22 protein-coding genes are annotated in these 23,381 nt (G+C 57.3%); 11 read left to right on the top strand and 11 right to left on the bottom strand.

Annotated elements, in window-relative coordinates; genetic code table 11:
• Positions 1–10: 10 nt before the first annotated feature.
• Positions 11–322, top strand: a complete 312-nt coding sequence (locus BLO97_RS03275; RefSeq protein ID WP_092344911.1) for an isochorismate lyase — start codon at positions 11–13, stop codon at positions 320–322.
• Positions 323–500: 178 nt separating this feature from the next.
• Here the strand turns inward: BLO97_RS03275 and BLO97_RS03270 are convergent, their stop codons facing one another.
• From BLO97_RS03270 to BLO97_RS03255, 4 genes are read right to left on the bottom strand one after another with little or no spacing between them, the layout of a single operon-like run.
• Positions 501–722, bottom strand: a complete 222-nt coding sequence (locus BLO97_RS03270; RefSeq protein WP_092344909.1) for a formate dehydrogenase subunit delta — start codon at positions 720–722, stop codon at positions 501–503.
• Positions 719–3,595, bottom strand: coding sequence for a formate dehydrogenase subunit alpha (gene fdhF / locus BLO97_RS03265; RefSeq protein WP_092344907.1), 2,877 nt, complete (start codon positions 3,593–3,595; stop codon positions 719–721). Before fdhF ends, BLO97_RS03270 begins: the two co-directional genes overlap by 4 nt.
• The gene (locus BLO97_RS03260) at positions 3,592–5,151 is read right to left on the bottom strand and encodes a formate dehydrogenase beta subunit (protein ID WP_092344905.1); all 1,560 of its coding nucleotides are present in this window, start codon (positions 5,149–5,151) and stop codon (positions 3,592–3,594) included. Before BLO97_RS03260 ends, fdhF begins: the two co-directional genes overlap by 4 nt.
• Positions 5,145–5,627, bottom strand: coding sequence for a formate dehydrogenase subunit gamma (locus tag BLO97_RS03255; protein WP_063321514.1), 483 nt, complete (start codon positions 5,625–5,627; stop codon positions 5,145–5,147). The genes BLO97_RS03260 and BLO97_RS03255 overlap by 7 nt, the downstream gene beginning before the upstream one ends.
• 296 nt (positions 5,628–5,923) lie before the next feature.
• On the opposite strand from BLO97_RS03255, the gene BLO97_RS03250 reads away from it, so the two are divergent.
• The 3 genes from BLO97_RS03250 to BLO97_RS30530 are packed head-to-tail and all read left to right on the top strand — an operon-like array spanning position 5,924 to position 10,795.
• On the top strand, positions 5,924–7,570 hold the full coding sequence (locus tag BLO97_RS03250; protein ID WP_256571606.1) for a DUF6531 domain-containing protein: 1,647 nt from the start codon (positions 5,924–5,926) through the stop codon (positions 7,568–7,570).
• Positions 7,571–7,587: 17 nt separating this feature from the next.
• Positions 7,588–10,278, top strand: a complete 2,691-nt coding sequence (locus BLO97_RS03245) for an RHS repeat domain-containing protein (protein WP_092344901.1) — start codon at positions 7,588–7,590, stop codon at positions 10,276–10,278.
• Entirely contained in the window at positions 10,265–10,795 is a 531-nt protein-coding gene (locus tag BLO97_RS30530) for a hypothetical protein (protein WP_139197642.1), read from the top strand. Before BLO97_RS03245 ends, BLO97_RS30530 begins: the two co-directional genes overlap by 14 nt.
• A gap of 173 nt (positions 10,796–10,968) precedes the next feature.
• Here the strand turns inward: BLO97_RS30530 and BLO97_RS03240 are convergent, their stop codons facing one another.
• Positions 10,969–11,862, bottom strand: a complete 894-nt coding sequence (locus tag BLO97_RS03240; protein WP_092344899.1) for a LysR family transcriptional regulator — start codon at positions 11,860–11,862, stop codon at positions 10,969–10,971.
• Between the two features lie 98 nt (positions 11,863–11,960).
• Between BLO97_RS03240 and BLO97_RS03235 the strand changes: the two genes are divergently transcribed.
• Both BLO97_RS03235 and BLO97_RS03230 read left to right on the top strand, forming a co-directional pair.
• Positions 11,961–12,434, top strand: a complete 474-nt coding sequence (locus tag BLO97_RS03235; RefSeq protein ID WP_175489825.1) for a cyclophilin-like fold protein — start codon at positions 11,961–11,963, stop codon at positions 12,432–12,434.
• A 25-nt stretch (positions 12,435–12,459) separates the two neighbouring features.
• On the top strand, positions 12,460–13,488 hold the full coding sequence (locus tag BLO97_RS03230) for an alpha/beta hydrolase (RefSeq protein ID WP_092344895.1): 1,029 nt from the start codon (positions 12,460–12,462) through the stop codon (positions 13,486–13,488).
• A gap of 18 nt (positions 13,489–13,506) precedes the next feature.
• Here the strand turns inward: BLO97_RS03230 and BLO97_RS03225 are convergent, their stop codons facing one another.
• Positions 13,507–14,058 carry a cytochrome b gene (locus BLO97_RS03225; protein ID WP_092344893.1) on the bottom strand — a complete coding sequence of 184 codons (552 nt, stop codon included), beginning with the start codon at positions 14,056–14,058 and terminating at the stop codon, positions 13,507–13,509.
• Between the two features lie 279 nt (positions 14,059–14,337).
• On the opposite strand from BLO97_RS03225, the gene BLO97_RS03220 reads away from it, so the two are divergent.
• Complete coding sequence (locus BLO97_RS03220) at positions 14,338–14,499, top strand: DUF2986 domain-containing protein (protein WP_080766468.1); 162 nt, start codon at positions 14,338–14,340, stop codon at positions 14,497–14,499.
• 23 nt (positions 14,500–14,522) lie between these two features.
• Here BLO97_RS03220 and BLO97_RS03215 read toward each other — a convergent pair whose 3' ends face one another.
• Positions 14,523–15,239, bottom strand: a complete 717-nt coding sequence (locus tag BLO97_RS03215) for a class I SAM-dependent methyltransferase (protein ID WP_092345104.1) — start codon at positions 15,237–15,239, stop codon at positions 14,523–14,525.
• 206 nt (positions 15,240–15,445) lie between these two features.
• Between BLO97_RS03215 and arsH the strand changes: the two genes are divergently transcribed.
• Positions 15,446–16,180, top strand: a complete 735-nt coding sequence (gene arsH / locus BLO97_RS03210; RefSeq protein WP_092344891.1) for an arsenical resistance protein ArsH — start codon at positions 15,446–15,448, stop codon at positions 16,178–16,180.
• A 97-nt stretch (positions 16,181–16,277) separates the two neighbouring features.
• On the opposite strand, the gene BLO97_RS03205 is transcribed toward arsH, so the two are convergent.
• On the bottom strand, positions 16,278–16,583 hold the full coding sequence (locus BLO97_RS03205) for an NIPSNAP family protein (RefSeq protein WP_039011797.1): 306 nt from the start codon (positions 16,581–16,583) through the stop codon (positions 16,278–16,280).
• A gap of 217 nt (positions 16,584–16,800) precedes the next feature.
• Here BLO97_RS03205 and BLO97_RS03200 point away from each other — a divergent pair, with 217 nt between their 5' ends.
• The 3 genes from BLO97_RS03200 (at position 16,801) to BLO97_RS03190 (ending at position 19,562) form a co-directional block, all read left to right on the top strand.
• Positions 16,801–17,094 carry a hypothetical protein gene (locus BLO97_RS03200; RefSeq protein WP_063321519.1) on the top strand — a complete coding sequence of 98 codons (294 nt, stop codon included), beginning with the start codon at positions 16,801–16,803 and terminating at the stop codon, positions 17,092–17,094.
• Positions 17,095–17,131: 37 nt separating this feature from the next.
• Entirely contained in the window at positions 17,132–17,698 is a 567-nt protein-coding gene (locus BLO97_RS03195; RefSeq protein ID WP_092344889.1) for a DUF6630 family protein, read from the top strand.
• Between the two features lie 97 nt (positions 17,699–17,795).
• Positions 17,796–19,562 carry a S8/S53 family peptidase gene (locus tag BLO97_RS03190; protein WP_092344887.1) on the top strand — a complete coding sequence of 589 codons (1,767 nt, stop codon included), beginning with the start codon at positions 17,796–17,798 and terminating at the stop codon, positions 19,560–19,562.
• A gap of 19 nt (positions 19,563–19,581) precedes the next feature.
• Here the strand turns inward: BLO97_RS03190 and BLO97_RS03185 are convergent, their stop codons facing one another.
• The 3 genes from BLO97_RS03185 to BLO97_RS03170 all read right to left on the bottom strand — a co-directional run bounded on the left by BLO97_RS03185 (position 19,582) and on the right by BLO97_RS03170 (position 23,310).
• Positions 19,582–20,289 carry a class I SAM-dependent methyltransferase gene (locus tag BLO97_RS03185; RefSeq protein ID WP_092141626.1) on the bottom strand — a complete coding sequence of 236 codons (708 nt, stop codon included), beginning with the start codon at positions 20,287–20,289 and terminating at the stop codon, positions 19,582–19,584.
• A gap of 436 nt (positions 20,290–20,725) precedes the next feature.
• Positions 20,726–22,054, bottom strand: coding sequence for a type VI secretion system tip protein TssI/VgrG (gene tssI / locus BLO97_RS03175; protein WP_092344885.1), 1,329 nt, complete (start codon positions 22,052–22,054; stop codon positions 20,726–20,728).
• A 152-nt stretch (positions 22,055–22,206) separates the two neighbouring features.
• Positions 22,207–23,310, bottom strand: coding sequence for a polyamine ABC transporter substrate-binding protein (locus BLO97_RS03170; RefSeq protein WP_092221985.1), 1,104 nt, complete (start codon positions 23,308–23,310; stop codon positions 22,207–22,209).
• Between the last annotated feature and the right edge of the window lie 71 nt (positions 23,311–23,381).

Genomic DNA, 23,381 nt, shown 5'->3' with positions numbered 1-23,381 from the left:
AGCTCACGGCATGGACCCGTTGCAACCCTCACAATGCGCAAACATGGAGGACATCCGACACGAAATCGATGCCCTCGACCAGGCGGTCATCACGCTGCTGGGCAAGCGCTATCAATACGTGCTCGCGGCCTCGAAATTCAAGACATCGGCAACTTCGGTGCAGGCACCGGAGCGTTTAAAGGCCATGTTGGCGAGACGACGCGAGTGGGCCGAGGCCGAAGGCTTGAGCCCGGATGCCATCGAGAAGATGTACAGCGACCTGGTGCATCACTTCATTGCCGAAGAGCTGAAACACTGGGCGGCTCATCAAGCCAAACCCTGACCACCAAACCCGCTTTGGTGGCGAGGGAGTTTGCTCCCGCTGGGCTGCGCAGCAGCCCCAAACCGACCACCACGTTTCGCCAGACAGACCGCAGGCACCGGTTTTACGACGGCTCTGCCGCCGAGCGGGAGCAAGCTCCCTCGCCACAAGGGTTGCCTGCTCCCACGATCACCGCGTGCTAGGCATTCACCTCCGGTTCCACCAGCGCCGCCAACACCAACGGGTGCAGGGCAGCGTCCGGATGTTCCTTCTCCCATGCCAGCAAGTCCCGGCGCATGCCCGGCGTCCAGAAGCTCTTGATGTGCTGGCGCACGCCATTCACCGCCAATGTATGATCCGGCTCGCTGGCGAAATACTGGGCGATCTGGTTAGCCATCTTTATCAAGCTGTCAGAGCTCATCGACGCACCTCCGCTTTCTCGGCATGGCGACGTTCCCTGAGCAAGCGGCTTTGTTCATCACTGAAGGCCTGGTAGCGCTTCTGCCATTCCGAAGGCTGGCTGACCCGCACGATCTCGACCGCGGTCACCTTGTATTCCGGGCAGTTGGTGGCCCAGTCGGAGTTGTCGGTGGTGATCACGTTGGCGCCCGATTCAGGGAAGTGGAACGTGGTGTAGACCACGCCCGGAGCCACCCGCTCGGTCACCTTCGCACGCAGCACCGTCTGCCCGGCGCGACTGCCGATACCCACCCAGTCTTCGTCGACGATCCCGCGGTTCTCGGCGTCGGTTGGGTGAATCTCCAACCGGTCCTCCTCGTGCCAGGCCACGTTGTCGGTGCGTCGGGTCTGGGCGCCAACGTTGTACTGGCTGAGGATGCGTCCGGTGGTCAGCAGCAGTGGATAGCGGCTGTTGACCTTTTCCTCGGTGGGCACGTAGCCGGTGAGCATGAAACGGCCCTTGCCACGTACGAACTGGTCGATGTGCATGGTCGGCGTACCGTCCGGCGCGGCATCGTTGCAAGGCCATTGCAGGCTGCCGTGACGATCCAGTTCGGCGTAGCTGACGCGGCTGAAAGTCGGCGTCAGGCGGGCGATTTCATCCATGATTTGCGAAGGATGGTTGTAGTGCATCTTGTAGCCCAGGGCGTCGGCCAGGGCGATGGTGGCCTCCCAGTCGGCCTTGCCGGCCAGTGGATCCATCACCTTGCGAACGCGGGAGATGCGACGTTCAGCGTTGGTGAAGGTGCCGTCCTTCTCAAGGAACGAGCTGCCCGGCAGGAACACGTGGGCGAACTTGGCCGTCTCGTTGAGGAAGATGTCCTGGACAATCACGCATTCCAAAGCGGACAGCGCGGCCGTCACATGCTGGGTATTGGGGTCGCTCTGGGCGATGTCCTCGCCTTGGCAATAAAGCGCCTTGAAGGTGCCGTCCAGCGCGGCCTCGAACATGTTCGGAATACGCAGGCCCGGGTCGGGTTGCAGGGTCACGTTCCACGCCTGTTCGAACTGGGCGCGTACGGTTTCGTTGGAAACGTGCCGGTAGCCGGGCAGTTCGTGGGGGAACGAACCCATGTCGCAGGAGCCCTGGACGTTGTTCTGTCCACGCAGCGGGTTCACCCCGACACCTTCGCGACCGATGTTGCCGGTGGCCATGGCCAGGTTGGCAATGCCCATGACCGAGGTGCTGCCCTGGCTGTGTTCGGTGACGCCGAGACCATAGTAGATGGCGGCGTTGCCGCCGGTGGCGTAGAGCCGTGCCGCGGCGCGGATCTGCTCGGCAGGCACGCCACACACCGGGCCCAGGACCTCGGGGGAGTTTTCCGGCTGGCTGACGAAATCGCGCCAGCGCGCGAAGTCCGCCGCCTCGCAGCGCGCGTCGACAAAAGGCTGGTCAATCAAGCCTTCGGTGGCAATCACATGGCCCAACGCGTTGAGCATGGCCACGTTGGTGCCCGGACGCAGTTGCAAGTGCAGCTCGGCACGGGCGTGAGGCGAATCCACCAAGTCGATGCGCCGCGGGTCGATGACGATCAGCCGTGCGCCCTGGCGCAGGCGGCGCTTGAGCTGGGAGCCGAACACCGGGTGCGCGTCAGTCGGGTTGGCGCCCATTACCAGGATGACGTCGGCTTTCATCACCGAGTCGAAATTCTGGGTGCCGGCGGACTCGCCCAAGGTCTGCTTGAGGCCGTAACCGGTGGGCGAATGGCAAACACGGGCACAAGTATCGACGTTGTTGTTGCCGAAGGCGGTGCGCACCAGTTTCTGCACCAGGTAGGTTTCTTCGTTGGTGCAGCGGCTGGAGGTGATGCCGCCGATGGAGTCACGTCCGTACTTCAGTTGGATGCGGCGCAGCTCGCTGGCGGCGTAGGTGACCGCCTCATCCCAACTGACTTCCTGCCATGGGTCGTTGATGTGCTTGCGGATCATCGGCTTGGTGATGCGGTCCGGGTGAGTGGCGTAGCCCCAGGCGAAGCGGCCCTTGACGCAGGAGTGGCCATGGTTGGCCTGGCCGTTCTTGTCCGGAACCATGCGCACCAGTTGTTCGCCTTTCATCTCGGCGCGGAACGAGCAACCCACGCCGCAGTAGGCGCAAGTGGTAATGACGCTACGCTCCGGCTGGCCGATCTCCACGACGCTCTTGTCGATCAGGGTCGCCGTCGGGCACGCCTGCACGCAGGCGCCGCAGGAAACGCACTCGGAATCGAGGAAGTTGTCCCCGCCGGCCGCTTCCACCCGGGAATCGAAGCCGCGTCCGGTAATCGTCAGGGCGAAGGTGCCCTGGATTTCCTCGCAGGCGCGCACGCAGCGGTTGCAGACGATGCACTTGCTCGGGTCGTAGTCGAAATACGGGTTGGAAACGTCCTTGGCCTCAGCCAGGTGGTTGGCGCCTTCGTAGCCGTAGCGCACTTCGCGCAGGCCCACCTGCCCCGCCACGGTCTGCAATTCGCAGTTGCCATTGGCCGGGCATGTCAGGCAGTCCAGCGGGTGGTCGGAAATGTACAGCTCCATCACGTTGCGCCGCAGCGTGGCGAGCTTGGAGGTTTGCGTGCGCACCACCATGCCTTCGGTTACCGGCGTGGTGCAGGACGCGGGATAGCCGCGCATGCCGTCGATCTCCACCAGGCACATGCGGCAGGAACCGAACGCCTCCAGGCTGTCGGTGGCGCAGAGTTTGGGGATGGTGGTGCCGAGCAAGGCCGCGGCACGCATGACCGAGGTGCCGGAGGCGACGCTGATTTCACGCCCGTCGATGGTCAGGCTGACCTGCACGTCGCTTTCACGCGCCGGGGTGCCCAGGTCGATGTCGGTGCTGGGATCGAAGATGTTGATCATTGGTCGGCCTCCGTGGTCGCCAGACCGAAGTCGGCGGGGAAATGCTTGAGGGCGCTGGCGACAGGGTAGGACGTCATCCCACCGAGGGCACAGAGCGAACCGTATTGCAGGGTGTCGCACAGATCCTGCAACAGCAGGGCCTGTTCCTGACGAGCACCGGCTTCGGTGCTGGCGATCAAGCGATCCACCACTTCCACCCCACGGGTGGAGCCGATCCGGCACGGCGTGCACTTGCCGCAGGATTCCTCGGCGCAGAACTGCAAGGCGAACCGGGCCATCTGGGCCATGTCCAGGCTGTCGTCGGCGACCACCACACCGCCGTGGCCAAGCATCGCGCCCATGGCGGCGAACGCCTCGTAGTCCAGCGGCGTATCGAATTGCGAAGGCGGCACCCAGGCCCCCAACGGCCCACCCACTTGCGCGGCTTTCAGGGGGCGACCGCTGGCGGTACCGCCGCCGTAGCCTTCCACCAGTTCACGCAAGCTCAGGCCGAAGGCGCGCTCCACCAGACCGCCCTGACGGACGTTGCCGGCCAGTTGGAACGGCATCGTGCCCAGGGAACGACCCATGCCGAAGTCGCGATAGAACTGCGCGCCCTTCTCCAGGATGATCGGCACCGAGGCCAGGGTCACCACGTTGTGCACCAGCGTCGGCAGCCCGAACAGGCCTTGAATCGCTGGCAGTGGCGGCTTGGCGCGAACCGTGCCGCGCTTGCCCTCGAGGGATTCCAGCAGTGCGGTTTCTTCGCCACAGATATAGGCGCCGGCCCCGACACGAACCTCAATGTCGAAGGTGCGGCCGCTACCGCTCACGTTCGCCCCCAGATAGCCGGCGTCGCGAGCAATGCGCAACGCATCGTTCAGGGTACTGATGGCGGCCGGGTATTCCGAACGCACGTAGATGTAGCCCATCGTCGCGCCTACGGCGAGGCCGGCGATGATCATGCCTTCAATCAGCAGGAAGGGGTCGCCCTCCATCAACATACGGTCGGCGAAGGTGCCGGAGTCGCCTTCATCGGCGTTACACACCACATACTTCTGAGCACCCACGGCATCGCGCACCGTGCGCCACTTGATGCCCGCTGGGAACGCCGCACCGCCCCGACCGCGCAGGCCGGAATCCAGCACGCTGGCGACCACGTCAGCGCCATCCATCTGGATGGACCGGGCCAGGCCCAGGAAACCGCCCTGGGCACGGTAATCGTCCAGGGACAGCGGTTGTGTGATGCCGGCGCGCGCGAACAGCAGGCGCTGCTGGCTCTTGAGATAGGGAATCTCCTCCACCGGCCCCAGGGCCAGCGGATGGCTGCCAGGATCGCCTGCCAGCGCATCCAGCAGGCCCGGCACATCGGCCGGTGTGACAGGGCCAAAGCCCAACCGGCCGCCGACGCTTTCAAGCTCCACCAGCGGTTCCAGCCAATAGAGGCCACGGGAACTGGTGCGCAACACCGTCAACGGTAGCTGTCGACGCTCAGCCTCAAGGGCCAACGCATCGGCCACCTTGTCCGCGCCCACGGCACGGGCTACCGAATCGCGGGGGATACAGAGCGTCAGCATGCGCCCTCCTCCCTGCAATCATTGACCAACTGACGCAGACGCTCAGGCGTGATCCGCGCATGCAACTCCCCGTCCAGCTCCAGGGCCGGCGAACAGACGCAGGCGCCCAGGCAATAGACCGGCCGCAGGCTGATGCTTCCATCGGCGCTGGTACCGTGATCGTCCAGCGCCAATTGCTCGCGCAACTGCGCAGCCAGGGTCTCGGCGCCCATGCTCTTGCAGGACTCGGCCCGGCACAGGCGCAGGGTATGGCGCGCCGGCGGCGTGGTGCGGAAATCGTGGTAGAAGCTGATGACCCCGCGCACTTCAGCCTGGCTGAGGTTGAGGGCGTGGGCGATCTCCGGGACGGCGCTGTCGGGGACATACCCGCAGCCTGCCTGGATGGCATGGAGAATAGGCAGCAAGGCACCGGGGGTGTCCTTTTCGCGCGCAAGCACGCTGTGGATCAAAGGCAGGTGAAGCGTCTCATCGGGCATAAACGTACCTCGGCATCTCGAACGACACCACCGCATAGCGGCAGCCGTCCGGAGTCTTGGCTGCGGCGTTCGGCCCACGTCACGGTCGCGTGGCACATCCGATCGCCATTCTCGCTCTCCGGCCAGGTGTCTTTGGCGCACCTGGTCCGGGGCATCCTCACAGCTTGCCACTCCCGGGGGTTGGCGATTGCACATGGACGACGAAACGTGTTCTGAAAGCGACTAGGCGTGAAAAGTTGCCCTGCGTCCGCGGGAAGTCAAATACACAAGTGAGTGTAGGCGACCCGCAGCGATCGGTGGCTATTGGTCGTTTTCCTGACTGGCAGCGTGGCGAGTGCTTTGTTGGATCACAACATAAAGTTACAAACACACTATATATGTATCGTTTTCACAGCGTCGCACCAAGAGATCATCAAGGGAGTTTAAAACCTAAAAAACCGCAAGGACGCCCAATGTTACCCAAAATACTCGCCTCATACTCTCTGTCACTCTCACTGCTTGCCACTAGTTTTAACACAACAGCAGAGGAATATTATTGGCATATTCAACCGGAAGCTTGGGATTGGCAGGGACCACAGAAAAATCATCTATCCCCAGAACAAGCCTGTCGATTTCTGCACGAAAACACTGAGTACGAAATGTATGAATACGGCTCTGCCACTCCCACCTCAAGGGAAAACCAATGGACCTGTAACCTTTTCTATGGTGACGGGCCCGATGACAATCTAGCCATATCGATATACCGGCATGGCAACTCATGCGAAGGCGGGAAAGCTTTTAATAACTTCACCGAACAATGCGAAGCCCAAGGGGTGGACAACAGCTGCCCTTCAAGCCTAACGGGAAATCCGATAAATTTCGCAACAGGCTATAAAATACAACTCGAAAATGACTACTCTGCATCGAACTCACATTCATCTTTAAATCCACTCGAGTTTTCAAAGTCCTACAGAAGCGCCGATGGAATATGGCGACATGGTTATTCATCCAGACTAAGTTTCGAAGAGAACCTGATCACGCTTATTCATCATAATGGAAACCTCTCCTATTTCGAAAAGGAAGGTGCGTCGTATAAGGGTAAACCACCAGAAACGGGCAAGCTCACCCGCCTGTCAAACCGCTGGAGCTATCATGCCTCCAACAATCACGCACTTGAGTTTGACAGCGACGGAAGGCTCATAGCGCTCATCAAATCGGGTATCGCACTAAACATCACATACTTAAATACCATTGCAACTGTCACTGACGGCTTTGGCAACACCTTAACGTTTACCGAGGACGCAAAGAAGCAACCTCTTACCGTCACAGCGAACAACGTAAACATTAGCTACACCTACAATGATTACAAACAGCTTACTTCGATGATCAAAAACCATCCAAACCATACAGAAAACAAACAATACCTTTATCAAGACCCCAACGACCGCAGACTTCTGACCGGCATTATCGATGAACGCGGGGTGCGTTACGCCACATGGACCTATGATGAACAAGGACGCGCCATTTCAGGTGAGCACGCTGCTGGTGCTGAAAAAGTCCTGGTCAACTACAACAGTGATGGATCGTCCACGGTCACTAACGCGTTGGGCAAGCAGACGCACTATCAATTTGAATTGATTCAAGGCATCAAACGCATCAAATCCATTACAGGTTTTCCATCGGCCAACTGCCCCGATAGCAACTCAACTTTCACCTACGACACCCGCGGTCTGCTGACAACAAAAACAGACAACAATGGCAATATAACCACCTATCTCTACAACGACCGTGGCCTGGAAACCTCTCGCACGGAAGCGAGCGGCACTCCTCAAGCGAGAACAATCACCACCGAATGGCACCCTACGTTGTATTCCCCAGTGCGCATCAACGAACCGGATCGCTCCATTCAATACACCTACGACACTCAAGGGCGCCAGCTCAGTAAAACAATCATTTCACGTTAATTCAGAAGGATCTGAATATGAACATATTGACATGCAGGGTTGCTCTGCTCACTCTCGCTTTGGGCGGAACCATTACCAGCCTTCCCCTTTGCCAAGCTGCCGAACGTGGCTGGTCGTTCACCTACAATACCCAGGGGCTGCTGGAGTCGTCAGATGGGCCCCGAACAGATGTAAGTGACATTACCCGCTATGAATACGATGCCAAAGGACATCTGGCACGCATTATCAACGCGCTCGGCCACACCACCAGATTTTCCAACTTTGATGTCGCCGGCAATCCTAAGACAGTTGTCGATTCCAATGGTGTTATTACAAACCTGACCTATGCACCACAAGGCTGGGTGAAATCGCTGAGTAACGCTACCGGCACAGTTCGCCTTGAACACAATGCCGTGGGCGACATCACCAAGATAATTCGCGCAGACAATAGCTGGTCGGCTTACACCTGGGACGACGCAAGGCGGCTCATTCGAGTGACCAATAACGCAGGGGAACAGATCGAATTTGATCTCGACCCGATGGGGAACCGGACTGCGGTAAGGATCAAGGACAAGACCGGTCATCTGACCAGACAACATCAATGGGTGTATGACGAACTGGGTCGCTTGCTGCGTTCAGTGGGTGCTGCCGGCCAGACAAGCCGGACCCAGTACGACCTTAACGATAATCCGATCATGCTGACCAACCCCCGCAATCACAGCCATCAACGGGCCTTTGACTCATTGAACCGATGGGTGACGAATACTGACCCGCTCAATGGCATCACTCAACTTGAGTACGACGTTCAAGATAACCTCACGCAAGTCCGCGACCCACGTGGTGCAACCACTCAATATCAATACGACGGCCTGGGAAACCTGACGCGGGTGAACAGCCCTGACAGCGGCGCCACTGACTACCAATACGATGCCGCAGGCAACGTGACGCAACAGGTGGACGCGCGTGGGGTGGTCACGACTTTTACCTACGATGCGCTCAATCGCCTGACCGCCCGCCGCTATCCGACGAACCCGGCACTGGACGTTCAGTTCCACTACGATTCGATTGCCGCCGGTAACAAAGGCATTGGCCGACTGACAGCCGTGGAGGACGTCAACGGGGAGCTGAATTACACCTACGACGCCCAAGGCAACGTTACAGCCCAGCGGCAAACAGCGCCTGCAAACACAGCCACTCAGCCAGAACAAATCGGCTATGGATACGATGTCGCCAATCGGTTGAGCAGGATCGACTATCCAACAGGTTTCAGCATCGTTTACTCGCGCAACACCACAGGACAAATCAGCCAAGTACAAATTCGGCGCGGTACGGGGCAGCCGACCGCGTTCGCCAGCAACATCACGTATCAACCTTTTGGTCCGCTTAAAAACCTGACCTGGGCCAACGAGACTACGCTTCAACGTACCTTCGATCTGGACTACCGGCTGACCGCTCAAACCGTTGCAGGCCAGAGTAACGCCTATACCTACGACGGCCAGGGAAACATGACTCAAATGCAACGCGACTCAGTCGACTACCATGGCTACAGCTATGACCCGCTGGATCGCCTGGTGGGAGAATCTACTGCTTTCAACCGGATGACTTACGTTTATGATCCCGCGGGTAACCGCACCCGAAAAGCGCTCAGCACGTTGATTGACGGCGAGTTGCGTGTCACCGCTGGCACGTCTTATCAGTATGGGGCGAGCAACAATCGGTTGACGCAGGCAGGCACCCACTCGGTAGACTTCGACGCGGCAGGCAACCTGACCGCAGACCGCGCCAATCGTCAGTTTTCCTATGACGAGCAGAATCGCCTGAGCAAAGTGAAAATCAAGGGTGCTGTCAAGGCTCGGTTCCGCTACAACGCTTTCGGCCAACGAACCAAAAAAATCACCTCTCAAGGCACTACAACATTTATCTACGGGTTGAGTGGCGAACTTCTTGGCGAGCACGTATTCGATAACCAAGGCAAGAAGCTGAGAAGTCAGTTTTATATCTGGCTCGAAGGGGTGCCCTTGGGCGGGATCAGTGTGAGCTACGGTGCAACGGGCGCGCCAGCAAACAGCGCCGCGTTCTACCTCCATAGCGACCACCTCAACACACCGCGGATCGCAACGAACGCGGCGCGAACAAAGATATGGGAGTGGGTTTCCGATGCATTTGGTACAAAGGAAGCCAGCGGACAACTGGAAATCAACCTACGCTTTCCCGGTCAGTACTACGATGTTGAGACTGGACTCCACTATAACTATTTCCGTGATTACGACCCGAAAACTGGACGCTACATGCAGAGCGATCCGATTGGTTTGGCGGGAGGGCTTAACACCTACAGTTATGTAAATGTCAACCCGCTGAAATACGTTGACCCGTTAGGCTTGGAATCTATTTTTGAGTGGTCCGCAAAAGCTGAAACCGAAGCGCAAAATAGTAAATTGCCTGGCATGCACAATGGGCCTCAAGATGCGTATAGACATTGTGTTGCATCCTGCATGATTGCCTCATCGAACTGGGGAGAAACAGTAAGTCAGTTAGCAGGCTGGGCAAATGAGATATCAAATTTCGGGCAAAATCCCAGCGAAAGGGCCATGGATGACTTTAACAACCAAGCGGGCATATGCGCAGCCAAGGGCAACAACCCTCCTGAAAACTGCCCCCAAAACTGCATGACATTTCTTAACAATGGAATCTTAAGGACAGAGGCAAGCTCTGAAGGTGCATACTATTAATACCATTCTTAAACTGTCGAAAACATCAGCAGCACTGATTGCTCTGGTGACTGTGGTTTTTGCTACCGTTGGACTCAGATACCAAGAACCCGTGAACATTGAACGTGTTTGCGAGGACTCTCCACCTCTGCTAATAAACAACGTCAATAGCTGCAGCTTTGTTGATCAGACTTTGAGCTTCCTTGAAACGGAAGGCTACAAGCCTGTAATTCTAGAAAACTTAGAAAAAAACAGTGGTCTTCTGCGAAAAAAATTCTCTTTAAAAACATTTGAAGTACCCAACTACAAAATAGATAACAGCACCGCCCCTGCGCAATTCAGCTTTATAAACGGACGATTATTTGCCATATCCTACTTTCCGAAAGCATCAGACACCGTATTCGAAAGGCATCCAGCAAGTAAATCCGAGACGCTGACTGTAAAACACCTGACCAACCACCAGGGATTGAAATACATATCATGGTCAAACAATCACCTTGAAACCTATATCACTTGGTGGATATCGAGATTCTCATGAGGGCTAGCACGTGAGTTACTAAACGTTACGGCTTGCCCCAAGCCGTAACGTTTCTTTAGAGGTATTTGAGCGCCCGGTTTAAAGCGATTACTTGAAAGCCGTACCCGTGAATCAGCGCTGCCTGAACGAGCAAGACATACGCCGGATCCGCTTATTTGAACCGGCACTCGTCCTTAATGGGCTTGGCGCAATGCGTTGGCAACCAACGTAAATGCAGGCGAAGGTTGCCGCCGGCTGGGATAGTACAAATAGTAGCCTGAAAACGGTGGGCACCAATCTTCCAGCACGCGCACCAGCCGGCCTTCTTGCAGGTACGGTTCAAACTCTTCTTCTGGCAGGTAGGCAACGCCCAGCCCGGCCACTGCCGCCTGCAGGATATGGGTCGACGTATTGAAAATCAGTTGGCCGTCCACTCGCACGTTCACCTGTTTGCCTCGACGCTCAAAGTCCCAGACATAGAGCCCGCCTGAGGTCTGCATGCGCTGGTTGATGCAACGATGGCTCATCAGGTCGCGCGGGGCCTTGGGAATGGCGTGGGCAGCGAAGTACGCTTGCGAAGCGACAACAGCCATCCGCAATGGAGGGCCTATCGGAACGGCAACCATGTCTTTATCGATGGTATCCCCCAGGCGCACACCGGCATCAAACCGATCCGCGACGATGTCTCGAAATCCGTAACACACGTCAAATTCAACGTTTATATCCGGGTAGTCGTGCAGCAACCCGGTAAGTTTGGGTAACAAGGTCGTGCGCAAGACATGATCACCGCAGGTGATGCGTACGGTGCCTGCGGGCTTGTCGCGCATCTCCGTCAGCCTATCCAGCTCCGTTTCTATTTCATCGAAGCGATTGCCTATCGCTTGCAGCAGCCGCTCGCCAGCGATGGTCGGCGAAACGCTGCGAGTGGTCCGCGTCAATAACCGGATCTGCAAGCGTGCTTCCAGGCCATTGACTGCCTGGCTCAGTGCAGATTGTGTGACACCCAATGCCCCGGCAGCGCGCGTGAAGCTGCCTTCGCGCGCGACCGTGACGAAAGACAGCAGGTCATTGAGATTTCTTTTGATCATGGCGAAACACATCCAAGCCAACTAATTAGCCTTGCTTATAACCTTGTTAATCATTCATTAGCTAGTCGCATAACCGTTCCCAAGTCACCATTAGCGCCATGAACAGGAATAAATGCGCAACTGCGGTGAAATCGGTCCGGCTTGGTTTGCTGGCGGTGACGCTCGTGCTTGGCAGCTACGCAACGACGAATGGTGCCGCCTCGGCATCTTCGAAAACGGAGCAAACCGCGATGTGGATGACCGTAGGCGAACAACGCTTCGCCATCACCTTGGCCAACAATGCGGCTACCCGCGCGTTTGTCACGTTTTTGCCGCTTACGTTGGAAATGAACGATCTCAACCATAACGAGAAATACGCCACTTTGCCCCAAGCGCTACCAGCCCAAGCAAACCAGCCGGGAACGATCCGCAAGGGCGACCTGATGCTGTACGGCTCGGACACCTTGGTCGTCTTTTACACGACCTTCAACTCTACCTACGCCTACACCCGTCTGGGGCAAGTGGATGACACCGCGAAACTGGTTCAAGCGCTGGGTCGGCGGAATGTGCAAGTGACATTTTCCAAAAACTGATTACTCCGCATCGACAGGATTCCCAATGAAAAAGATCATCGTTTTATTAACCCTTCTTATCAGTTCGCTCTCAGCAATAGGAGCCGATATGTCTAACGGCGCAGATAACTTCTACACCAGCGACGACGTGACCGTACAAAAGGTCAATTTCAAGAACCAGTATCAAATGAACGTAGCCGGCAACCTGTTCATTCCCAAGAAACTCAATGGCAAGGCCAGAAATCCGGCGATTGTCGTAGGCCACCCGATGGGCGCGGTCAAGGAACAGAGCGCCAACCTCTATGCCACAAAAATGGCAGAAAGAGGCTTCGTGACCCTTTCCCTGGACTTGTCATTCTGGGGCGAAAGCGAGGGGCAGCCGCGCAATGCGGTTTCGCCGGATATCTATGCCGAGGACTTCAGCGCCGCGGTGGACTTTCTCAGCGCCCAGCCTTTCGTCGACAAGGAGCGCATTGGTGCCATCGGCATCTGTGGCAGTGGCAGCTTCGTGATCAGCGCAGCCAAGATCGACCCGCGCATGAAAGCCATCGCAACGGTGAGCATGTATGACATGGGTGGCGTCAATCGCAACGGATTGAAGCACTCCCAAACGCTTGAACAGCGCCGGGCTATCATCGCGCAGGCCACACAACAGCGTAATGTGGAGTTCGCGGGCGGTGAAACGCTTTACACCAGCGGTACGGTGCATCAGTTGGATGAAAACATTCATCCTATCCAACGCGAGTTCTATGATTTCTACCGCACCCCGCGCGGTGAGTTCACGCCATCGAGCTCGTCCAAAGACCTGACCACGCACCCGACGCTGACAAGCAACGTCAAGTTCATGAATTTTTATCCCCTCAATGACATCGAGACCATTTCGCCTCATCCGATGTTATTCATTGCTGGCGCCGATGCGCGCTCCAGGGAGTTCAGCGAGGAGGCTTACAAGCTCGCCGGTCAACCCAAGGAACTTGTCATCATTCCCGGGGCTGGCCATGTCGATCTTTATGATCGGGTCGACCTCATCCCGTTCGATAAGCTGACGAACTTCTTCCAGAGCCATCTGAGATGACAAGAGACGGGAAAGCGGTCAAGAGCGGTTTCGCCCCGGCAGCATCCGGACCAAGGTATTGTCACCCACCCAATAATGATGGAACAGCCCCGCCACCGCATGCAGGCCGATGAGCCAGTAGCCACTGCTGCCGAGTAACTCGTGCCAATACTTGAGCTGTTTGGCCAAATCGGGATCCACCGCCACAGGAGCCGGCAAGAAGAACCCGAAGTACGGCACGGGCTTACCGCCGGCGGCCAGCATCAACCAAGCCAGCACGGGTGTCGCGATCATCAGGCCATACAAGGCCGCATGCATCAGGTGGGATACACCCGTCTGCCAGGCTGGCGGCGCGGGTGTGATGGGCGGGCGTGGTGTCAAGCGCCCGAACAGGCGGACCCAAACCAGTGCAAAAATGCTCAGCCCGAAGAGCCCGTGCAACCCCAGGAACAGGCTTCGCCCGGTGCTGCCACGGGGCAACAAACCCTTGATCTCGATGCAGGCATACACACCGACGAACAGTGCCAGCATCAACCAGTGCAGGGTGATCGACAGTTTTCCATAACGGTTTACGGCAACATCGCGGGTCATGACACGCCTCGTGAAAGTCTGACGGCTGCCGACTCATTCGCCAGCCTCGATCCGGTCGCTGGAACCGATGCTGCCAATTTGCAGGCAAAGTCTTAAGGCAGTCTGAAGACCGACATTTCAAGAAGTTTTTTACCTTCAAACTTCGGCGATCCGCTTAGAGGCCCCAAATAACTCGATCATTATCGAGCACCGCGTGAAGTCCATAGCCAAGTCAGGAAAAAGCCTGGAAAAACGGAAAGCTGATACCATCCGGAAAATTGACATGCTGAGCAGAACACCATGAATCGCCGCAAGAAAATAAACCAGTTATTGAAGGCTAACGCCAAAAAAGCCAGTGCCAAGCTCGCACCCAAAAACAAGACTCAATACATCAGCAAAGCCGACCGACTGAAACTGGCGGCTGAAGCCAGCGACGCCCCCATCACGCCGCCGGAAAGCTGATCCACGTTGCTGAAGTTCCATCCTCAGGCCGTTTTGCACGTTAACCAGGCGCTCCAGAAAAGACTGCTGAAGAACCGGGTAGCACTGCCGAATCCTGCATCACTCAACAGTTTTTGAACCGCAGCCTCGGAATGTGGAGGATCGGCGCCTTGAAGAATCTTGCCAAGCTTGACTGTCACTTCTTCCGGGCTGGCGCCATGCTGTCGCCACCGTTGCCCCCAGGCCGCGAGCAGTAACGGTTGACTGGCATACGCATATTGGTTCCCGGCGACAATCAGCGGCGCCCCCGGCTTTAGGTGTGCCTGGATGGACCGCAATATTTTCGACTTGGCTTCATCCCCGTCGAGATGATGGAGTACACCGATCAAGGTAGCAGCATCGTACGACCCGTTGGCTACCAGGTCTTCAACATGCCCAAGATGCATGGCGGTTCTTCCGAGCAAGTTGTTTGCGGCTAATTGCTGCTTCGCGGCCTCCAGCATAGGCTCGGACGGATCGACGGCAGTGAAGCGCCAACCCGGCTCCAGCTTGGCCATTGCAATGATCTCTTGCGCCGTACCGCCGGCGCCCACCACCAGTATTTTCGCCGAGCCCACGTTCCCAAGGGTCGCCGCCAGCATGCACGCCGCCAGGTCCTGGCAGGCGTCGTATCCAGCGAGCGCAATGCGGCTCTGCCGGCCGTACTCGTTGGCTCGTGAGGTATCAAATTTTTCCGCTGAATTAAACGAGGATGATTTCAAAGCGCAGTTCTCCATGTGCTGAAATCAGGCTACGCCTCGCTTACGAATAATAAAAATTCATTAATTTTATGCGCAGCATTCCCATAAGGAATATCGTTTTCCATCGGCAGCATTTTGCGCAGTCAGCGAATTGCGACTTGCGATAAACATATGGAAATACGAATATGTTTTTTTCCATATGTTCTGGACCGAATTGGAGCTGTGTAATGACTGAGTTCTCCAGCGAAACCCCGCATGACTTCCCAAACCTTGACCTGTCACTCTTCGACGTACCCACAGCGGAAAAACTCGCAAAGGGCGCAGAACCAGAACATAAACCGCGCATACTTTTACTGTATGGATCAACCCGCGAGCGCTCTTTCAGTCAGTTGCTGACCCGCGAAGCGGCGCGCCTGCTGGAGCTCATGGGCGCCGAAACCGCGATCTTCGACCCGTCCGGGCTGCCATTGCCGGACGATGCGCCCGTCGATCACCCCAAGGTGCAGGAACTGCGCGACCTGGTGATGTGGTCGGAAGGCCAGGTCTGGTGCTCGCCAGAACGCCACGGCTCGATGTCGGCGGTGTTCAAGGCACAGATCGACTGGATCCCGCTCGCGCTGGGCGCGGTTCGTCCTTCCCAAGGCAAGACATTGGCGGTGATGCAGGTATGCGGCGGCTCACAATCCTTCAACACGGTGAACCAACTTCGTGTGCTGGGGCGTTGGATGCGCATGGTCACGATACCCAATCAATCCTCCGTCCCCAAAGCCTTCCTTGAGTTCGACGAAGTCGGGCGCATGAAGCCATCGCCCTATTACGACCGGGTCGTCGATGTCATGGAGGAACTGATGAAGTTCACCTTGCTGGTGCGCGGCAGAGAAACCTATTTGGTCGACCGCTACTCCGAGCGAAAGGAAAGCGCCGAAGCGCTCTCCAAACGCGTTAACCAGAGGTCTATCTAGGTGCAGCGATAGTGATAGGTTCTTCGGTGGGATGTAGAACCTTAACGGACGTTGGCTCATGGCTTGAAATCTGGCATTGATTCAAGCATCCACCCGCTCAATCCAGAACAGGACGCAGGAAACTACGCTCATAACTCAGAATGAATCGTTGTTCCGTCGCCTGGGTCACTAATTCAACGCACGCTGGATCCTGTTCGGCTTTCCTTCGATAGTTTTCGTAGTCGGCCAGGCTGGCAAAGCTGAACAGGCAGTAGGCGATGTTGTTGGCGCCTTCGGCGGGGAGAAAGTAGCCATGATGGACGCCCCCCATTCGGGTCACCACTTCGATCCATTGGCGCGAGTAGCTCTCGAAAGCTGGGATCTGGTAGGGGTCAATGACATACCTGACATGGCAAGTAATCATGGGCTCAATCCTTTGAAAACTAAAAAAACGGATTCTACACAGGATACGAGGCATGTCGTCGATGATTGCCATTGGCCGAACAACTTCTTCGCTCGCTCCCTCTCATCACCCGGGTCAGTACTCCCCTGCCATGATCGAGCGCTCAAAAAACAAATGCGGCGCTTGCTATCGCAGTGCCTGACGCCTGCGATCAATCATCAACCAGGATCGAAACACCATGGATGAACGCCAAGCAACCATCAAAAACAAGATCCACGCCGTGGTGACGAGCGGCGAATCCGACGAGATTACCTATCGGTCAGAGTGGCTCGGTTACCTGCCCTTCCCGGTTTTCCGATGGGTTGAATATCAGGGTGAAAGCTTTTCCAGCGATTTCCCCTTTGATTGGACCCTTGAGGATCTGGCGAGTCTTGAGTGCACAGGGTTCTTGGAAACACTGGAAGCTTATGAAAACCCGGAAGACAGTTTTGATCGGGATATCAGGTATCGCGTTCATGTTGGGCGCGTGTAACGGTTGGCTGGAAAAATGAACAATTCAAGGAAAGGACATGGGCATTCTTGATCGCTTGTTCGGCGGCCGCTTTACGCTGCCGCCACCGGAGGAAACGACTGTCAGCGACGCGGCGATCATGCGGGAGCTGCATCCCTATCGCTCCGAGCTCAAGGCATTTGCCCAAGCCATATTGGCCCGCATGCCGGAAGACGAGCGCGCCAGGCTGGTTCGGCGCGTGCTGCGCCTGTACGGCTCGGGCCTGGAGCCAGTCTCGGCACTGGTGGAAGGATTGCTGGATACAGACCGGGGCCAGAAGCTCGAACACTTGGCTTTGCTCGGCGTCGACTGGAAAGGCTTTGATGGTTTCGAATATCTGGCGCCTTACCTGGTGAGCGCTAGCGGGGTGAAAGAGGCTTACACCTATCGGCACGAGGGCACGCTATCGATGCCGGAGACGCTGGCCAGTTTTGACCAGTGGCTGGCGGCATTCGACAAACGCTACCTGCACCTGGACTCTGGTGGCGACGAATATGTGGGATTCATCGCCGATACCGACCAGGTTGAAGCCATGATCGAGCTCGGGCGGCAAGCAGGTGTTGAAGTACGCCTCGATAGCTTCTGAACGAAGAGGCGTCATCGCTGGATAACGTCATCCCGCTGAACAAAGCGAGCAAGGTAACAGTCGGAGCAACAAGACCCTCGGCAAAGAAACCTGGCTCATGCCCCTACGATCCGCTGCCCTCGCTACGTTGTTCTCTTTGGCTGCCAGCGCGGCGGTCGCAGTGCCTGAACCGCTGCGCCTGGAAAGCCTGAAACGCTGCGGCGACCTGCTCGAAACCCAGCGCCAGGATTGGTGCCTGACCGTACGCGGACTGGGCAACGCAACGCCGCAACTGAAACTGGGCGCCAAGGTGATACCGGCAGACACGATCCAACGCGAAGGGGAGAACCTGCGCTTGCGCCTGGACAGCACCGACTACCAGAGCGGCCCGCTCTCGCTGCAGGACGGCCCACGCGCCAGCAATGCCGCCTGGCTGACGTTGCGCAACAGTCACGTACTGGCCGCCGGAGCGCACGAAGTAGCGAAGAACATGGATGGCCTGACCACCTACCTCGACCTGGTCAGCGTGCTGATCGAGGAAGACCGTGACGGCCGTCAGGAAGCCGAGCGCCTGGCCCGCAGGTATGGGGCAACGGTAGTCGGCAGCATCGCGCCGCTGAACCTGTACCAACTTCGCCTGCCGGCCAAGGACCTGGTGCAGCGTGACGCCCTGGTGTTGCGCCTGGGCAGCGAGACCAGCGTGGACGCCGTGGTCATCGAAGAGTCCTCGGCCGAAGAAACCGAGCAAGCCGCAGCCCATCCTGAAGAACCGAAGAAGCCTGCCCTGGACTCCGATGAGTGGGCCGCGAATCGCTTCCTCGACGCGGTGAATTATTACCAACGACGCATCCCCGCACGACAGCCGCCCATCCAGCCGCAACCGGTACGCATTGGCCTGATCGAGCGTGATGTGGATTTCGACACGACGGATTTCGCAGACTACCTCGGCGCCTGCTCGCCGCCGCGCACCTGTGTCTACGCCCGCGATGCAGACAAGCCGGACAACCATGGCACAACCGTCGCCGGCATTCTCGCCGCGCGCTGGGACGACAACGGCAACACTGGTTTTCTCCGTGGCCTGGACAAAGCCAGCGGTGGCTTCGAGGTCATCGTCGAGCGTAATTCCGATGCCGGGATCACCGCCAATATCGCCGCCTCCGTCAACCTCGTGGAGGACGGTGTGCGCGTGCTCAACTGGAGCTGGGGCATCCACCGCGTCGGCGCCAAAGACATCAAAGGCGATGAGGTCGACTCGCTGCTGCGCTCGGGCATCGCCATGGGCGGATATGAGGAGTTGCTGGAGGAATTCTTCCTCTGGCTGCGCAAGGAACATCCCGACGTCATCGTGGTGAACTCCGCCGGCAATGGCGCTTCGTTCTCGGGCAGCGACGAATACCGCCTGCCCTCCTCCTTCATCACCGAACAATTGCTGGTGGTCGGCGGGCACCAGCGCAGCGAGCATACCGACGTCGCCGTCGACGACCCGGCCTATGCAGTCAAGCGCAGTTCCTCGAACATCGACATGCGCGTCGACATCACCGCCGCCGCATGCGCCCACGCCTCGACGACCAACGCCGACCAGCAAGGCGCAGTGCATTGCGGCACCTCCTACGCCACGCCCATGGTCGCGGGCCTGCTGGCGGCGATGCTGTCCATCAACCCGCAACTGCACCCCGAGCAACTGCGCATGCTGCTACGCCGCAGCGCCATGACCATCGGCGACAACCACGACTTCGAACAGATGGACGCCGAAGACCTCACCGCGCCCATCCTGCCGTCGGAGCGTCGCTATCAACTCAACGACAAAGACGTCGGCCGCTCAGCGCGGCTGGACATGCAAAAGGCCCTGGACCTGGCCGCACAAAGCCGCGACCGCGTGCGTTGAAAGCCTAGGTCAGTCCAACTCAAGACGATGTCTGCTTGCGCGGGCAGAACCAGCCATGCATCAGCCCCGCCTGGAAGAACTGTACCGGAGCCTCGAACCCAGCGGTCCCGATGAGACCGGCGACCTGCTGTGTCGGCAAGATAGCCACGTCTCGGGCGTAGGCGGCACGAGCTCTGGCCAGCATCTCCGGCTGTACGCCTGCCGAGGACATCAGCGTCATCCAGTTGCGCAGCAGTGCCTCATAGGCAGGTGACTCGATGTCGGCGGCGAGGTCGGCGTTTGCCAGTATTGCGCCCGGCTTGAGCCGGCGGGCGATCTCATTAAAGAAAGTTATGCGGGACTGTGGCTCGAGCAAAAATTGAGACACCAGAAAGCAGGTAGCGCCGTCGTGCTCAGGCTCGGCAGGTAGCGCGTCGAGGTAACCCTGGTGAAAGCTGCAACGCGAGAGGAAGCCTTCTTGTACCGCTTTCTGCCGGCAGATATCGAGCATGGCGTCCGAGGGGTCAACCGCGGTGAAATGCCAGCCGCGGTTCTGCTTGGCCAGGTGGACCAGTTCCGCACCGGTGCCCACGCCGACACAGAGAATCCGGGCATTCTCCGGTAAGTCAGCGAATACGGCGTCGAGCAGGGTGTACAGGGCGTCACGAATAGGCGCCATTCCCGCCCATTGCTTGTCGTAGCTGGCGGCCTGCTGGTCGAATAAGGCCTTGAGTTCTTCATTGCGCATGGAGAGCACCTTCCTTTGCGTCGTGATGGGATGTACCGCGATGGATGCGGCTACGCTTTGAGTATCCCAGGGCTGTCAAGCCCCATAGGTGTCGAAGGTCCGCACCTTTTCATAGCTCCCGCGCGCCCTCACGATCACATCCTTTTTGGAAAGCCCGGCAGCCTGTGCGAAGGCCATCACATGTCCCCCCACTCGTATTCACACGCCGTGCGAGCACAAACCCTATCAATGACGAGTGCTTTCTGGCGAAGTGTCAGCAACCAATAGCGACTACTACTGCATATCAAAGGCTGGCGTGGCTCGATACAGGTCACACAACGCAAGCACGAACGAAAGCTAGCCAACTTTTGCAGTTTGGTTCGAACAGGTCTGCATAAACCTTGAGCAGAGTCTACTGGATCAGCAACCCATGCCTAAGACATAAAAAGCAGCACACTCAACGACAACACAGGCAACCGCCAACCACCGGCTGATCAGGATCGTTCTCAAGAAATGTGACCACGACTTCTATGCCCATCCGCGGCGGCCCAATCTCACAACGCCAGTCGGCGGCGCCCTTCAGCCAGCAATGACTCTTGTCGTCAAATCTATCTTCACGGTCCCAGGGGAACTTGACCTTGATCCGTCCGAAGCACCGATCATTCTGGATCTCCTCGCCTTCTGAAGCGACGACTACAGCGGTCTGCATGCTTGGCACCTGAGGTTTCTTGTGAGCCAACGGCGGACGATAGGAAACATTCCACGGAAGAACGACAAAGCGGTTGCGGTAACCCTGATGAAAGTCATCTTCGTTCACAGTGTTGCCACGGGCGACGTTCTCACCCAATACCTGTGGTTGCCGGCCTTCGTGGATGACCTGGGTCAGTAGCCATAGGGTGTTCCACTCCTGGCGCGGATGGCCTGAGATTTCCAGCACATGGCCGCTGACTAACCGAGTCTGGTCACTTTGCCCTTCAGCTTGTCGATAGGCCGCATGGCGGCGCTCCATAGTCCGAAGACGTATCTGCTTGCCGTGCTCATGACCGGTATAACGCTGCGGACTGTCATCTTTTTCAATGTCCAGCGGTTGCTCGAAATCATAGTTGCGCTGCGAGATACGACTGGTGAGCTGTCCCAGACGCAGGTTGATGCGCTTGATCAGGGGTTCGTCGGCCACCCTATCGCTCTCATCCCTATAAGCAGTGGGTTGGCCAATACTGGGAAAAACCGACTGATCATCGCCAAAGACCAGCACGTGGCCTTGAGCGCCGTGCTGAAAGTGAAAGTGGATACCCTCTTCTTCGCACAAGCGCTGAATGAAGTGCAAATCCGTTTCGTCGTACTGGGTACAGTAGTCACGCTCGGGGTAGGTCGCCCCCAGATGAAACCGATAGGCGTCGCCCAGAATGCCGTGCTCTTCCAGTATCAAGGCGACGATTTTCGGCACCGAGAACTGTTGATAGATCCTCTGGTTGATGCGATGGCGCAAGTAGGCCAGGTGCGGTACGAGGGCCAGCCTGTAGCGCGTCAAACACTCACCGTTACTGCTGTGAGCGATGTGGTAGACCCGTCCATGAATGCCGTTGCCCTTCGAGTCGAAGGTCAGAAAAGCCTCTACGTCGAAGAGGCTCTTGAGATCAAGGTCAGACCGCTCGCTAACAAACTCCACATTGAAGAGGTAAGGCCTGCTGATCGCCTCTTTTCCAGTGAATGCGAGCACTTGAAAATCGTGCTCAAAACCTTCGATGGTCAAACTGAAGTGCGTTTGATTGGCTGGGCTGAACATCCGCTGTTCTCTTCTTACATAAGGCGGCGCAATGGACCGGAAGACCCCGAACAATACTGGGCTGATGGATTAACAGGCACGAACCCACCCGCCCAGCGTTCCTGTATATCGGCGTTTGCGTCTTACTTTCCAGACATACAAATCAAGTCAGATCAGACACCACTCTTCACTTTGGTCCAGATCCGCGTGCGGATCCGCTCCAACTTCAACGGCAGTGGCTCAAGTGGAATAAGTGTCGCGATCGTTTTTTTGTCTGGATAAATCCAAGGATTGTCTCGCAGCTTCTGCTCGACGAACTCAGCGGCATCCTTATTGGCGTTAGGGTATAGCGTGTGATTTGAGGTCTTGGCGATAACTTCTGGTCGCATCATATAATTAATGAACGCCATGCCTTCCTTGGGGTGGGGAGCGTCTTTCAGCAAAACCAGATTCTCTGACCAGGACAGCGCTCCTTCGCGAGGAAGGCTGTAGGCGATCTTGCGCCCCGTGTTGGCCTTCTCGTTGATGGCCTGCGCAGCAAGGGCACCGTTAGCCCATCCCACAACTGCACAAATATTGCCATCGGCCAGGTCAGCGTCGATTTTGGAGGAGTCGAAATAGAGGACGTAAGGACGAATTTTCAACAGCAAGGCTTGCGCTTTCTGGTAATCATCCGGGTTCTTGCTGTTGCTAGGGAGTCCAAGGTAATTCAACGCAATCGAAATGATCTCACTTGGAGAGTCAAGCATTGCCACGCCACACGACTGTAGCTTGCTAATGTTTTCCTCTTTGAAGATCAGGTCCCAGCTATTCACCGGGGCATTATCACCCAACGCGCCCCTGACTTTGTCAACGTCATAACCAATGCCGGTAGTGCCCCATAGATAAGGTACGGCGTAGCGGTTACCAGGGTCATTGACCGCGAGCTGGGACAAGAGATCAGGATCGATGTGTGAGAAGTTACTCAGTTGACTACGATCCAATGGCTGAAGGACTCCCGCCTGGATCAGGCTGGGCAACACATTGGAGGTCGCCACAACCACGTCATACCCGGTGCGCCCGGCCATGACCTTGCTCTGCATGATTTCAGCGCTGTCGAACGCATCCATATGCACGCGCGTGCCAGTTTCCTGTTCAAACTCCTTTGGCGTCTCCGGCGCAAGCAACCCGAACCAGTTATACAGATACATCCCGGGCTCTACGGCCGCTACTGATGTGCTTATCCCTGCACAGAGAAGCGAGGCGGAAAAAATGGTTCGCAAATGTGACTTTCTCATGCAACATCCTTGTCAAGACGATACGCCCTCATGGCCATCGTTAACCCTGGCAGCGAATATACCGGGTGTTA

Origin of the sequence: Pseudomonas sp. NFACC05-1, assembly GCF_900100135.1 — a bacterium.
In the GTDB taxonomy this organism is placed as follows: domain Bacteria; phylum Pseudomonadota; class Gammaproteobacteria; order Pseudomonadales; family Pseudomonadaceae; genus Aquipseudomonas; species Aquipseudomonas fluorescens_Q.
The sequence above is the reverse complement of the archived record's forward strand: the minus strand, read 5'-3'. Positions and strand labels throughout refer to the sequence as shown.